The organism is Terrimicrobium sacchariphilum (genome assembly GCF_001613545.1).
GTDB classification, from domain to species: domain Bacteria; phylum Verrucomicrobiota; class Verrucomicrobiia; order Chthoniobacterales; family Terrimicrobiaceae; genus Terrimicrobium; species Terrimicrobium sacchariphilum.
Window position 1 is genome coordinate 1,771,125 of sequence record NZ_BDCO01000002.1, and the last position, 12,663, is coordinate 1,783,787.

Annotated in this window: 10 protein-coding genes and 1 tRNA gene; 6 read left to right on the forward strand and 5 right to left on the reverse strand. The window is 57.8% G+C overall.

All coding sequences use genetic code 11. From position 1 onward, the window contains the following. Positions 1–6: 6 nt before the first annotated feature. From TSACC_RS08285 to TSACC_RS08300, 4 genes are all read right to left on the reverse strand, one after another. Positions 7–1,392, reverse strand: coding sequence for a nucleoside recognition domain-containing protein (locus TSACC_RS08285; protein WP_075078869.1), 1,386 nt, complete (start codon positions 1,390–1,392; stop codon positions 7–9). 85 nt (positions 1,393–1,477) lie between these two features. After that, entirely contained in the window at positions 1,478–1,933 is a 456-nt protein-coding gene (locus TSACC_RS08290; RefSeq protein ID WP_075078870.1) for a peptidoglycan-binding domain-containing protein, read from the reverse strand. A 78-nt stretch (positions 1,934–2,011) separates the two neighbouring features. After that, complete coding sequence (locus TSACC_RS08295) at positions 2,012–2,491, reverse strand: hypothetical protein (RefSeq protein ID WP_075078871.1); 480 nt, start codon at positions 2,489–2,491, stop codon at positions 2,012–2,014. 33 nt (positions 2,492–2,524) lie between these two features. Next, positions 2,525–2,728 carry a hypothetical protein gene (locus TSACC_RS08300; RefSeq protein WP_075078872.1) on the reverse strand — a complete coding sequence of 68 codons (204 nt, stop codon included), beginning with the start codon at positions 2,726–2,728 and terminating at the stop codon, positions 2,525–2,527. Between the two features lie 84 nt (positions 2,729–2,812). Between TSACC_RS08300 and TSACC_RS08305 the strand changes: the two genes are divergently transcribed. The 6 genes from TSACC_RS08305 to TSACC_RS08330 all read left to right on the forward strand — a co-directional run bounded on the left by TSACC_RS08305 (position 2,813) and on the right by TSACC_RS08330 (position 11,107). Continuing rightward, complete coding sequence (locus tag TSACC_RS08305) at positions 2,813–3,286, forward strand: Dps family protein (protein WP_075078873.1); 474 nt, start codon at positions 2,813–2,815, stop codon at positions 3,284–3,286. Between the two features lie 524 nt (positions 3,287–3,810). Further along, positions 3,811–5,037, forward strand: a complete 1,227-nt coding sequence (locus TSACC_RS08310; protein ID WP_075078874.1) for a DEAD/DEAH box helicase — start codon at positions 3,811–3,813, stop codon at positions 5,035–5,037. Between the two features lie 86 nt (positions 5,038–5,123). Next, positions 5,124–5,198, forward strand: a tRNA-Val gene (locus TSACC_RS08315). 208 nt (positions 5,199–5,406) lie between these two features. Beyond that, on the forward strand, positions 5,407–8,919 hold the full coding sequence (locus TSACC_RS08320; protein ID WP_153811340.1) for a DUF4962 domain-containing protein: 3,513 nt from the start codon (positions 5,407–5,409) through the stop codon (positions 8,917–8,919). Positions 8,920–9,027: 108 nt separating this feature from the next. After that, positions 9,028–9,813 carry an alpha/beta hydrolase gene (locus tag TSACC_RS08325; protein ID WP_075078876.1) on the forward strand — a complete coding sequence of 262 codons (786 nt, stop codon included), beginning with the start codon at positions 9,028–9,030 and terminating at the stop codon, positions 9,811–9,813. A 112-nt stretch (positions 9,814–9,925) separates the two neighbouring features. Continuing rightward, complete coding sequence (locus TSACC_RS08330) at positions 9,926–11,107, forward strand: hypothetical protein (RefSeq protein ID WP_153811341.1); 1,182 nt, start codon at positions 9,926–9,928, stop codon at positions 11,105–11,107. Between the two features lie 81 nt (positions 11,108–11,188). On the opposite strand, the gene pyk is transcribed toward TSACC_RS08330, so the two are convergent. Beyond that, a complete protein-coding gene (gene pyk, locus TSACC_RS08335) occupies positions 11,189–12,592 on the reverse strand; it encodes a pyruvate kinase (RefSeq protein ID WP_075078878.1) in 1,404 nt (467 codons plus the stop codon). Positions 12,593–12,663: the final 71 nt, after the last annotated feature.

Below are 12,663 nucleotides of genomic sequence, written 5' to 3' on the forward strand. Positions count from 1 at the left end.
TCTGACCTAGCGAAAGACGATGTTGCAGACGACCACTGCGGCGATAACTCCAGCGAAGTCTGCGGTCAGACCTGCGGCCACGGCATGACGCGTGCGGCGAATCGCCACCGAACCAAAGTAGACCGCCAGCACGTAAAAGGTGGTCTCTGTACTCCCCATGATGGTGCCTCCCATGCGGGCGATGAGGCTGTCAGGACCGTACTGTTTGATCAGTTCCGCGAAGAGCGCTGTCGTACCACTGCCGCTCAATGGGCGCATGAAGATCATCGGCAGAAGTTCCGATGGCAGACCGAAGGGGGTAAGTAATAGCGCCAGAGGGCGCGAAAGCAAATCGATGCCTCCGGCAGCTCGAAACATTCCGACCGCGACCAGGATCGCGACCAGGTAGGGAATGATGCGAATAGCCACCTGGAAACCTTCCTTGGCTCCTTCGACAAATTCTTCATACACCGGGACCCGGCGACCGGCGGCATACAGGGGAAAGACGATGACGATCAGCGGGATGGCAAGCAGGGAAATCGTGGCAATGGAACGTTCATACCACGGTTTGGAGAACCATGCCTCCCCGGGGGTATAATTGGCTGGGAAGGAAAGCATGGAGCGAATGTGGTTTACCAAGCCCTGAAAATACTCCGGGAAGAACGCCATGAGGACGAATACGCCAAAGAACAGGCACCCCATGACGGCGAGCAATGCCTGTGCCCACCCCTGGAGGGAGCTGGCGGGATCGGGCAGGGCTTCGAGATCGGTATCATCCTTCTCGCCGGGGAGCGCGACCTTGTTGACCGGTGGCATGACGGGGGGAATCGCGAACATCGGGAGCTTCTCGAAAAACTTCACCACGATGATGGCGACCGCGGTGGAGCAGATCGTGGCAATGAAGGAAGTGCCGATGATTGCAGTTGGCTCCTTCGATCCGGCCGCAGCGAGGAGCGCCACCGTGGTTGCCGGGATGAGCTGGATCGAACTCGTATTGATCGCGAGAAAAGTACACATCGCGTTGGTCGCGGTGCCGGGGCGGGTATTCAGCTTCTCCAGATCCTGCATGGCCCGCAGGCCCAGCGGTGTGGCGGCGTTGCTCAGGCCGAGCATGTTGGCGGCCATGTTCATCACCATCGAACCCATGGCGGGGTGATTCGTCGGCACCTCCGGGAAAAGGCGGCGCATGATGGGGCGGAGTGCCTTGGCAAGGATGGCCACCAGGCCGGCCTTTTCCGCGATGCGCATCATCCCGAGCCAGAAGGCCATGATACCCGCCAGCGGCAGGGCGAGATCCATTACCGCGGTTTTGCAGGCGGTAAAGGCGGCATTGGTCACCGCATCGAGTTGGCCGGTGAGTGCTCCCAATGCGACGGCGAGAACGATGAGGCCTAGCCAGATCCAGTTGAGCATGAGAAACGCCCAGCCTCCGCGAAGACCGGGCGTCGGGTCAAAGGATTTTCTCGAGGAATGTCAGGCCTCGCTCAGTCGGGGACTTCTAGATGCCGAGACTGGCCATCGTGCGGCGATCCAGCCGACCGGTAACAGGAAGTCCGTTATCGACCTGGTAGTGCTGGATCGCACGGCTGGTCTGTGGGCCAAATTCCCCATCGACCGAACCCCGGTAATAACCCAGGCGGTAGAGGCGGGATTGCGCCGCAATGAGGGCATTCGGGCCATAATTAGAGCCGTAGTAGACGGGAGCCGGTGTTACGATGACCGGTGCTGGCTGGTAGACGACCGGCGCAGGCTGGTAGTACACGCGGCGATAGACCGGGGTGATTGGGGCTCCGAAAGTGATGCCAAATGAGGCCGTGGAGCCACCCCATCGCGGACCGCAGTTCGGAGGTGGTGGCGGGCAATATCCTGGTCCCCATCCGCCTCCAGCCAGTGATGTTCCGGCAGAAATTGCCAAACCGACCAGTGCCACTGCGAAGAGTGAACGAATTTTCATGGATATTGCAGGTCGAACGTACGGCGGCCGTAACTGAAATCAAGTGACGACCTGCGAATTTTCCATTTCGTTCCGCGATCAGTTCCCCAGAGCGGGGAACAGCGGCCTTCCGTACTTCAGAAACGAGAGAGGCCAGGGGATCGAAAGGACGATGAGCAGGGCGGAAATGGTATACGCGATGGCTGAAGTCAGAAAACGGGACCGATCGGTCGTCGCCCGCTTGGCTCTCGAGTAACCGATCTGGGCAATAATGGCCGCCAGCAGCATTGCTGTCGGATGCTCCACCGCAAAAAAGCGGAGGTAGGGGTCCTTCATGGCCGCGCCGAAGTTTGCCATCGCCGCCTTGGTTACCGGGCTGATGGCGTAAAGGATGATGCCCAGGAGGACCTGGAGATTGAGGAAGCTGGTGAAGACGAGGCCGCACATGCGGTCCGACTTTGTCCACTCGCTGTTTCCCTTGACCCCGCTCCACAACCGGAGAAGCGCCCAGGCGCAGGTAAGGAGAACGACCCAGCGGAGGATATTATGCGTGTCTTTGAGAAAAATGTCGGGAGTCATAACGGCGGTGGCATGTGATATACGCACCGCAGGCTATTCCGCGACATCATTTTCACCTGGCCTGACTCCTGACTCGTCCTTTTTTGGCAGTTTACGGGGTTTGCAGAGCACCTTCGATGTATTGGCCACTCTCGCGCACTTGCGACAGTAGAATCTCGGCTCCAGCACAAGCTCCGCGAGCTTTTCCGGATGCCGCTCAAGGTCGCGTTTTGACCAGTCACAAAGGGTTTTGCTCATGGGTGTGCATCTACACTGGCACGGCTCGTTTCTTGCGCAAGCGCACTTCTTGTCTTAGTTTCGAATACCGAGGTAACATACACCATGAGTACGGAAACCATCTCAAAATCGGAGTCGACTGCGGTCGTCAATAACTTGAAAACCCTCCTCGCGGACAGCTACGCGCTGATGGGACAAACGCACGTTGCTCACTGGAATGTTGAGGGACCGGCCTTCTTCCAGCTGCACACGGCATTCCAGACTCAGTACGAGGAACTCTTTGAGGCGGTGGATGAGATCGCCGAGCGCCTGCGCGCTCTCGATGTATTGTCCCCGGGCGGTCTACGCACCCTCGCCGACATGTCGAGCATCTCCGAGATCGGAATCGAGCAGATCCCGGCCAAGGATTATGTCGCCCATCTCATTGAATCTCACGAGATCGTTGTGAGCGCCGCCAAGGCTGTCCGCGACAGCGCGGGGTCCGTGGAAGATCTCGAGACCCAGGATCTCGCCATCGGCCGCATCCAGACCCACGAAAAGACTCTGTGGATGCTCAAGAGCTTCCTCAAGAATCTGTAAATCACTGATCCATTGAATTCCCGACAGGCTGCGTGACCGAGCGTTGCGCAGCCTGTTTTTTGTGACGCTCTATCCTTGCGAGGCCGAGGGTGGATTCTGGAAGAGATCCAACTGAACTGGCCGTGAAAGGGGAACGGTTTTTGCGGGCTTCGGCTTCGTTTTGGCTTCTGATGGTCTCTCCTTGAGTGCGGCAAAACTTTGCCGTGTCAGAAACGCCAAGTTTCGGAGCACTGAATGAACGCCTGTGCTCGGCGTACGCGGAGGGTTTTCGTCGGTATTCACGGATAGAAAAGCCGGATGACGTGCCGACCGAGAGTTTCTCCTGGCCATCGCGCAACTGATGCGAGAGGCCTCGGATTGAGCCGGGTCGGCGAGGATGGAGATACTGGTCGCTACCACGGAAAGCGCTTATCGTGTAAAGTCACGATAATGGCAAGAAAATTGTTCTGTCGAGGGGAGGTGGGGCGTTATATTGAGCGAGGCTCTTGCCTAGGAGCGTGGGAAGACGTTAGGCTGACCGGATCATGTCTTTCCAAGATTTGGGACTCTCCGATGCTGTTGTCCACGGCGTACAGCGCATGGGATATGTCGACCCATCACCCATCCAGCTCCAAGCCATTCCCGTTATTCTCTCTGGAAAGGACCTGATCGCCTCCGCTCAGACCGGCACCGGTAAGACGGCCGCCTTCGGCCTCCCGATTCTGTCCAAGCTCGATTCGCCGCAGGAGTTTCCCCGCTGCCTCATCCTCGAGCCTACGCGTGAACTCGCCATGCAGGTTGAGACCGCGTTCCGTGACTTTTCCCGCTTCATGCACCTGGAGATCGCGCTGCTCTTCGGCGGAGTGGGTTACGGGAAGCAAAAGGATACCCTTTTGAAGGGGTGTGATGTCGTTGCCGCCACTCCGGGCCGTCTCCTTGACCATATTGAGCAAAGGACCATCAATCTTTCCAAACTTGAGATTCTCGTCCTCGACGAAGTCGACCGCATGCTCGACATGGGCTTCCTGCCTGACGTGCGCCGTATCGTGGAGAAATGCCCCAAGGAACGCCAAACGCTGCTCTTCTCAGCCACGGTGCCGGAGGAAATCGGCCGTCTGGCCTCCTGGTGCCTGCGCGATCCCGAGAAAATCGAGATCGGTGCCCGTCGTTCGCCGGCTGAGACGGTGACCCACGCACTTTACCCTGTCGCGGCCAGCCAGAAGTTTGACCTCCTCATCGCGCTCCTCAAGCGTACGGAATTTGAAAGCGTGCTCATTTTCTGCCGCACAAAGGAAGGGGCCGATCGAATCGCCCGCAAACTGAAGACCGAGAATCATTCCGTAGCCGTGCTTCACTCCAATCGCACCCAGCAGGAGCGGATCGACGCCCTGGAAGGATTCAAGGACGGCCGCTACGAGGTGATGGTCGCTACCGATATCGCTGCTCGTGGCATCGATATCGCGGGTGTTTCGCACGTGATAAACTACGACGTGCCGCAGCATCCCGAGGACTACGTGCACCGCATCGGTCGCACTGGCCGCGCCCAGAGTATTGGCGATGCGTTTACCATCATGACGGCTGAGGAATTGCCGCATGTGAAGGACATCGAGCGCTTCATCGACCAGAAGATTACTCGCCAGAAGCTGGAAGATTTCGACTACGTCTTTTCGGCGATTTTCAACGAGGATTCGGTCGCCGCAGCCCTCAAGGGAGCCAAGGGGGTGCGTACCCACAAGGGGATGCGCTTCGGCGCCTCCCGCAAGAGACGCTAGGATGAGGGGGCATGTGGGAACTTGCAGGAAATGCAAATCCCGCGCTTGAAATCCGTTTCCGGTCTGCTTTAATCAACCTCCCTTTCGCGCGATTAGCTCAGCGGTAGAGCGCCTGCTTCACACGCAGGAAGTCGCAGGTTCGAACCCTGCATCGCGCACCATCTCCCTCCCTGGCAACACGTAAAGCGTTTCTCGGAGGTCTTCTTGACGGCAATTCGTGCTGCATTGACTGACTCCATGGCGCAGTCAACGGTTTGACATTCGAACTCGTTGCTGATCTCGCAACGTTGCGGCTATACGGCCTCCATCCTTTCCCATGCAGCGATCACCAGTGAACTGATCGTTGCTGCGGATGGATCTCCCCCAGCCATGAAAATCGTTCCCCTCCTGTCGGGCTGCCTTCTGGCAGCGTTTTACGGCGTATCCGCTGCCGGTGCACAGACGACGAACACGGTCAATGCAACGACGTTGGCTTCATATGACAACGTGCACCCCAAGTTGTTGCTCGATACGACGAAATTCAACAGCATACGGAGCGCCATCGTGACCCCGCCGAGTGGCACACGCTGGGCCGACATGTGGCTGGACTTCAAGGCCGTGGCCGATGCCGCTGCGGCCAAGCTGCCGCTGGAGTATACGACGCCGGGGACCAGTGACGAGCAGCTCTGGCAGCGTGAGGTGGGTGATACCCTGGGCATCCTCGCGATGGCTTATGTCCTGACCAAGACGACTCCTCCCGCAGTCGACACCATCTGGATGGAGGCGGAAGATGTTCCGGTGTCGGCACCGATGACTGTCTACATGGAACCGACAGTCTCGGGTGGTAAATATATCGCCACGCCGATCGGGGGAGCATTGAACAACCCGAATGCTCAATCGCCGAGCGCCACGTACGCTTTTTCCACCGTGCGAACGGCCAACTACCATCTCTGGATGCGGGCCTATTCGCCCGACGCGAATTCCAACACGGCATGGCTGACCGTCAATGGTGCCCAGATGAGCTTTACCAGCCCGACTCCGCATGCCAGCTGGAAGTGGGTGTATTGCGGAAGCTGGAACCTCTCACCGGGCAATCACTCGTTCAGCCTCACATTTCAAAAACAGGGACTCTGTATTGATAAACTGGTCTTTTCTTCGGATCCCAACCTCGCGCCCTCGGGACTGGGAATCGAACAGCGTTGGGTGGAGGCAGAGAGTTTTCAACTCAACAACACAGGTCCAGCTACCAATCCGAACAACCTGAATGTGAAGACAAGCAGCGGACTCATGCCTTTCGGTGATGCGCTCGCGCATGGCCGGAAGTGGCTGGAAAGCTGGTCTGGCATCCCGGCAAACAATTCCCTGCCTGCGGCGACTGCTGTTCCAGATGCCCAAAAGACACTTACTCTGACAGGCGGCTCGTATGACGTGTGGGTGAGATTCAAGGCACCCTACAAAGGACATGACAGCTTTTACTTTGGAGTCGATACCTTGGGGTACAGTCAGGTAGCCCTGGATGGAACGAGTGTATTTCCTTACAATGCTCTCGTTCCAGTCGCGCAGCTTCCTTACAACAAGACACTCTCCGCGCCAAACAATGCCTATGCATACCGGGAGTGGGTCTGGCGCAAGGTGGCTGCAAATTATACTCTCGCGGCAGGCGATCACACCTTCAAGCTATCCAATCGAGACTCAAGCGGCGGAGCCAATCCCGCCATCGATCGCATTCTCGTCGCTCCGGCTGGAAGCGCGGCTCCGCCGGAACCGAACAAATACCTCGCCGCAGCCCAGCTGTGGGCGCGGAACTCCTGCAGCTACCCGACATGGGGCACCGGCGACTACGGTGGGGACGGCCTCGCGGCGGCGCATCAATTGGTCGGCCTCAGTCTGCTCTATGACTGGTGCGCCAATGTCCTCGGCGGCATGGATCACCTGATGCTGAAGAATACGCTAAGTACGCGAGGAGCGGACATGTACAACGGCATTCCAACAGCATGGTGGCGGGACAACTATCTTCAGAATCATCTCTGGACGGATATGAATGCGCTCACTTTTGCCGGTGTGGCGATTCATGGCGAATCTGGTGCTCCCGATACACTGCCTTGGTTGCAGGCAGCCATGGATAAACTCGGCATGACGATGTACTGTCTGGGATCGGACGGTGCTGATCATGAGGGACCAGGTTATTGGTGTGGGATCGATCACTTGCTCAAGTACATGGACGTCTCGAAAAAAATCCTTGGCGTCGACTTCTTTGGCACCCCATGGTTCGGAGAGACTGCGGATTACCGGCTGTACTTTGATCTGCCGCGCAATGGTCAGACGGGATCGCAAACGCACATCAATTTCGCGGATAGTGTCGGGTATGATTGGGCAGGCCCCAACTACATCCTGAGAAAGCTGGCGGGGGAATATAACATCCCGACGGCTCAGTGGCAGGCCGCCGAGTACGACGCAAAGAAGATCAACTACTCGAACAACGTCACATACAACACCGGTACATCCCCCTGGCTCAATCTCGTATGGTATAATCTGGCGGTGCCTGAGAACTCTCCCATAGCGGAGGGGCTGTCGACCTTTGGGTATTTCGATGATCTCGATTTTGCTGTCATGCGAACGGGGTGGGATGGCGATGAATCCGTCGTGGCTTATCAATGTGGGCCTTTCCTCGGCCATGGGGTTGAAGCCAAGAACACGACGAATTATGTGAACTGGGGCGGCAATCACGTCCACCCGGCAGCGAGTAACTTCTGCATTTTCGGCAGCGGCGAATGGCTGCTGCAAAACGCGGGCTATACGTACAAGATGACCGCCTACACAAACTCGCTCTTGATCAATGGCACCGGCCAGCTGGGCGAGGGCGCCTTTACCTTCAACTCCAAACCAGCGAGTGCGGCTGATCCAAATGGCACGCTCAACCCGGCGATCGACAATGACCTGAGCTTTACCAGTCCCGAGCTCGATTATGTTGTCGGCAATGCCACCGCATGCTATCCGGTTTCGGCGGGGTTAACCAAGTTCCGGCGGCATTTGCTATTCCTCAAGCCGGACGTGCTGGTGGTGGTGGATGATATTGCCTTGTCCGCCCCCAAACCGCTGGAACTCCGGTTCTTCCCGAAGCAGCAGACGGTCGTCCAGCAGGGAAATGTCTTCAAGACCCAGGGGCCAAAGGCGAAGCTCGATTTCGCGGTCCTGCGGATTCCTGCGGAGGTGCAGGCTTCCACCAAGACGGTCCCGGTCACGATCAATACCGGCGGCACTTCCAATCGCACCGCATACAGCCTCTCGACTACCAGCAATCTTGCCAGCATGTCCTCTGCGGTGGCTTTTTCCTGGTCGCCCAATGCGAGCACTCCCCGAGAGGTGACCTTCGTGGCCGAGCCCGATGGCTCGGTTTGGAAATTCAAGGCCGGCAAGCAAACAATCGTGCTGAATCGCAGCGACGATAGCGTCCGCCTGTTTACCTGCCTGGAGGCCGAGGGAGGGGCGCTGAGCGCGCCGATGGAGATATATGGCGACGAGGCTCAGACGGGGAGCGGCCGGTACGTGGCAGCGAAAGCAGGCTCGATCACCAACAGCCCCGATACGCTCACCGCACCCAGCGCACAGTATGCATTCAGCGTTCCTGCCACCGGGAATTACGCCATATGGGCGCGGGTGAAGGCAGCGGACGGTGGGAGCCATTCTTTTTACTTTGCGCTGAATCCGGGAGCGAGCACGGCTTACACGCTCAAGTCGACCTACCCCAATTATGGAAGCTGGGTCTGGATCAAACTCAACGGGGCGGCAGCACTCAACGCGGGAAATAACATCCTTGCGATTCGGTACCGGCAGGCTCTTTGCAAGATCGACCAGTTTTTGGTTACCGAGGACAGTTACTTTGTTCCCTCCGGCAGTTACTAGCCGATTTGCTCCGATGCCATGCGTCTGAGGTGGGCGCATGGCATTTCCAGGCTATTGAAAGACCGTAAAGAAGATCGCCTCCTGCCGCACTTTTGATACGACGTTCCCATGGCTTTTCTGGAATGTCGTTTCTTCTCCGAGTCCCTTGGTCTGTCGTGTTCGATGAATGTGATCCTGCCTCAGGCAACCCGAGGGCAGATCGGAATGAAGGGACGGGTGCGCGGAAAGAAGCACCCGGTGCTGGTGCTCCTGCATGGCATGAGTGACGACCATACGATCTGGGCGCGACGCACCTCGATCGAACGGTACGCCGCGGATCTCGGTCTGGCTGTGATCATGCCGGCTGGAAACCTGAGTTGGTATCAGGACATGGCGTCGGGTCCGAAATACGCCACCTTTTTCCGTGAGGAACTGCTGGAAACAGCACGCAGTTTCTTTCCGCTTTCAGAGAGGCGGCAGGATAACTTCATCGCGGGGCTATCCATGGGCGGGTATGGCGCGCTTTATCTCGCCCTGACCCAGCCGGAGAAATACGCGGCCGCGGCGAGTCTCTCGGGGGCGGTGGATGTGGCGAATATCGCAGACGGGCGCGACGAACATTGGCGGACTGTGATGCGGTCGGTCTTTGGGGATTTCACGAAGATCGGCGGCGGTGCATCCGACCTCTTTGCCATTTCCCGGAAACTCGTTCGTGCGGGAGTCAAACTCCCGGCGATTTATTCCTGCTGTGGTACGGAGGATCACTTGTTACTAGGAAATCGACGATTTGCAGCTCACGCAACGAAGCTCAAGATGCCGTTTACCTACGAGGAGCACGAGGGGTTTGGTCATAGCTGGGACTACTGGGATCAGCAAATCCAGCGAGTCCTGCAGTGGCTGCCTCTCAAGCGATGACGGGGTGCTCCCGTGGCGCGTTAGCTAATCCTGCACCGTTGCGGCTTTACTAATGCGCCCTCTTTACAAGGGCGATGGTTTCCCTTATTGGACTCGCAGAGTCCCATTTGCCGTGAACCTTCGGAACTTTTTTTTGCTCGCTGCTGCCGTCATCGCAACCTCTTCCTCCTGGGCCGAGATCGAGTGGGAGCCCGTGGTGTACCCCAAGGACGAGCTCTATCCATCGATGATCTTCAGCACGGCGACGCTCAAACCGGGTGAGGATGTATTTGCCAAGTGGGCAGGGCATGTTCTCGGTCAGGAAAACGGCGTCGTAGGGGTCAGTATCGATGGGCTGAAAAGCGGCGATATGGTACGCGTCGAGGTGAAACCCAATGCGGTAATGGAAGGGGGAGTCTTCGAGGGAAAAATCCCAAAACGGGCAGATACGTGGAAGATCTTTCCTAACCCCAAGTTTCGCTTCGATGCCTTGTTGTCCACGAAGCAGGCGACGCCGTTGAGCGTGACTTTCAAGGTATCGGTCAATGACAAGGATCTCGGCGAACAAACGCGCGATGTCACCTTGCAAACCATCAACGATTGCATGTTTGCAGTATCCGAGTCGGACGAGGAGGGGGATGTTTCGGATTACAGTTGGCTGTTTGCTGCTTATGTGAATGAAAACCATCCGTGGATTGATGGCATTCTCCGGGAGGCTCTGGATACGGGGATTGTGAGCTCCTTCGATGGCTATCAGAGCGGCGATCCCGCAGTGGTGGCGGATCAGGTGTTCGCCATCTGGCACGTGTTGCAGGAGCGGGGATTCCGGTATAGTGACATCACGACCACGGCGACGGATTCCGATGATGTCGCTCGCCAGCACGTCCGGCTATTCGATGACGCGATCAAGGCCCGTCAGGCCAATTGCGTCGATGGGAGTGTGCTCATGGCGTCGATCCTCAGAAAGATCGGCCTCAATCCCTATCTCGTCAGCATTCCCGGCCACATGTTCCTCGCGGTTGATCTTGATGAGGAAGGGGAGAAGACGATCGCTATTGAGACCACCATGATGGGTGAAAAAGCCGATGAGGCCTCGGAGGGTGTTGATTGGATTTCAAAAAAGGATCTCAAAGTTCGCCGGAAAGCTCCGGGCTGGTTTGCCTTTGAGGCGGCGGTGCAGGCTGGCAATGAAGAGCTTAACGACGCATGGGACAAGCTTGAGGATCCCAAGGAAATGGATTACCAGATCATCGACATCGCCGAAGCGCGCAAGATGGGCATCATCCCCATCAGCTATCGCGAGCCGTCGAAATAGGCGCGAAGTTCCAGCAAAGAAAAAAGCCCCCTGCGAGATGGATCCCGCAGAGGGCTGAGATGATCGGTTTGGCTGAGCGCTTTAGGCGACGCGGCGAACCTGGATCGAATCGAAGCGGTCCTTGCCCGTCATGACATCCGTGAGGACGACGAGCTGGGTGCCGACTTCGACCAGACCGAGTCGGAGAAGAACCTTCTCGGCTTCGGCAATGGTGTACTCGGGATTCAGGTCAAACGGCATCACGATGGGTAGGGTGGCCCAGTTCAGCGTGAGACGTCGCGCCACGTGTGCACTCGGCGTGAAGGCAAAGATGGGTGCCTCCGCCGGGCGCAGCTGGCTGAAGTGATCAGCCATGTATCCGCGCTTTGTGAAGACAACGATCTTCGATCCCGGAATGCTATTGGCGAGGGCGACGGCGGATTTGACCGCCTTTTGACGCACGTCGTTGATCTCGGCAAACTCGGCAAATTCCGCTCCACCGCTGCGCTCGATGCGGCGTGACACGCGGTCAAACACCTGCACGCACTCGACGGGGTACTTGCCCACGGTGGTTTCTCCACTGAGCATGATGGCATCGGCCTGTTCGAAGACGGCATTGGCGACATCCGTGATCTCTGCGCGCGTGGGGAGTGGGTTTTCGATCATCGATTCCAGCATGTGGGTCGCCACGATCACCTGGCGTCCCAGGGTGATGCAACGTTTCACGATGCGGCGCTGAATGATCGGGAGTTCTTCCATCGGGCACTCGATACCGAGGTCGCCACGAGCGACCATCACGACGTCGGCGCTGCGGATGATGTCGTCGATGACGGTGACGGCATGCTGGTCCTCGATCTTGGCGATGGCTCGGGCCTGACTGCCCGACTCGGCGAGGACACGCTTAAGGGCCTCGATGTCGGCGGCTTCACGACAAAAACTGAGTGCGACGTAATCCACGCCGACCTCGACGCCGACTTCGATGTCCTTGAGGTCCTTCTCCGTGAGGGGCGGGAGGTTGACCTTGACTCCGGGGAGGTTGATGTGGCGGCGGGAGCCGAGCACGCCCTGAGTCAGAACTTCACAGCGGATGCGATGGTGGTCTTTTTCGAGCACCTTCATGTGGATCACACCGTTGTCGACGAGAACGACGTCGCCGACCGAGATGTCATTCACGAGGCCCTCGTAATTGACGTCCACCGAATGGCAATCCTCACTCTTTTCACCGCGGACAGTGAACTCAAAAATATCGCCCGGAGTCAGGTTGAGCTTGGCCGGGAGGTCTCCTGTACGGATGGCAGGTCCCTGCGTGTCCATGAGTATGCCGGTGATGACACCCAGTTCGGCTGAGATGGCGCGAATGCGCTTGGTCACCTCCCGCACCCAGTCGTGCGGAGCGTGGCTCATGTTCAGACGGAAGACATTCGCGCCGGCGAGGATAAGCGCGCGGAGTTTCTCCGGCGAGTCCGTCGCAGGACCGAGGGTACAGATAATTTTCGTTTTTCGCATTAATGGATCGTGTGTGGAGTGGTTGCCCGGTGCCGGGCGCCGTCTCACCTGACGTGTTTAGCCTCGGGAAG

Bases quoted from the DNA above. Each gene is read 5' to 3' on its own strand.
- TSACC_RS08285 (WP_075078869.1), bottom strand. From the start codon at position 1,392: ATGCTCAACTGGATCTGGCTAGGCCTCATCGTTCTCGCCGTCGCATTG.
- TSACC_RS08290 (WP_075078870.1), bottom strand. From the start codon at position 1,933: ATGAAAATTCGTTCACTCTTCGCAGTGGCACTGGTCGGTTTGGCAATT.
- TSACC_RS08295 (WP_075078871.1), bottom strand. From the start codon at position 2,491: ATGACTCCCGACATTTTTCTCAAAGACACGCATAATATCCTCCGCTGG.
- TSACC_RS08300 (WP_075078872.1), bottom strand. From the start codon at position 2,728: ATGAGCAAAACCCTTTGTGACTGGTCAAAACGCGACCTTGAGCGGCAT.
- TSACC_RS08305 (WP_075078873.1), top strand. From the start codon at position 2,813: ATGAGTACGGAAACCATCTCAAAATCGGAGTCGACTGCGGTCGTCAAT.
- TSACC_RS08310 (WP_075078874.1), top strand. From the start codon at position 3,811: ATGTCTTTCCAAGATTTGGGACTCTCCGATGCTGTTGTCCACGGCGTA.
- TSACC_RS08320 (WP_153811340.1), top strand. From the start codon at position 5,407: ATGAAAATCGTTCCCCTCCTGTCGGGCTGCCTTCTGGCAGCGTTTTAC.
- TSACC_RS08325 (WP_075078876.1), top strand. From the start codon at position 9,028: ATGGCTTTTCTGGAATGTCGTTTCTTCTCCGAGTCCCTTGGTCTGTCG.
- pyk (WP_075078878.1), bottom strand. From the start codon at position 12,592: ATGCGAAAAACGAAAATTATCTGTACCCTCGGTCCTGCGACGGACTCG.